1 protein-coding gene is annotated in these 842 nt (G+C 70.8%); it reads right to left on the bottom strand.

What is annotated here, in order from left to right; all coding sequences use genetic code 11:
• Positions 1 to 842 (bottom strand): beta-ketoacyl synthase N-terminal-like domain-containing protein (locus tag Msi02_RS42800; RefSeq protein ID WP_204053414.1); only part of this gene is annotated, 842 nt, incomplete at both ends.

Raw genomic sequence — 842 nt, 5'->3', positions numbered from 1 at the left:
TCGGGGGTGTCGGTGGGGGGTTGCTGGAGGATGAGGTGGGCGTTGGTGCCGCTGATGCCGAAGGACGACACCCCGGCCCGGCGCGGACGCCCCATCCACTCCCACTCGACCGGGCGGGTCAGCAGCGCCACACCCGAGCCGTCCCAGTCCACATGCGGACTCGGCTCATCCACATGCAACGTCGCCGGCAACCTCCGATGCCACAGGGCCATCACCATCTTGATGACCCCACCCACCCCCGCCGCCGCCTGCGCATGCCCGATGTTCGACTTCAACGACCCCACCCACAACGGCACCCCCCGATCCCGCCCATACGCCGCGATCAGCGCCTGCGCCTCGATCGGATCCCCCAACCGAGTCCCCGTCCCATGCGCCTCCACCACATCCACATCACCCGGACCCAGCCCCGCCTCCGCCAACGCCCGCCCGATCACCTGCTCCTGCGCCCGCCCGTTCGGCGCCGTCAACCCGTTACTCGCCCCGTCCTGATTCACCGCCGAACCCGCCACCACCGCCAAAACCCGATGCCCACCACGACGCGCAGCCGACAACCGCTCGACCACCACCACCCCGGCACCCTCAGCCCACCCCGTGCCATCCGCCGACGCCGAAAACGCCCGGCACCGCCCATCCGCCGACAACCCCCGCTGCCGCGAGAACTCCACGAACATCCCCGGCGACGCCATCACCGCCACCCCACCCGCCAACGCCAGCGAACACTCCCCCGACCGCACCGCCCGAACCGCCAGATCCAACGCCACCAACGACGACGAACACGCCGTATCCACCGTCAACGCCGGACCCCGCAACCCCAGCACATACGCGATCCGCCCCGACGCCAC

The organism is Microbispora siamensis, from assembly GCF_016863095.1.
GTDB classification, from domain to species: domain Bacteria; phylum Actinomycetota; class Actinomycetes; order Streptosporangiales; family Streptosporangiaceae; genus Microbispora; species Microbispora siamensis.
The sequence above is the reverse complement of the archived record's forward strand: the minus strand, read 5'-3'. Positions and strand labels throughout refer to the sequence as shown.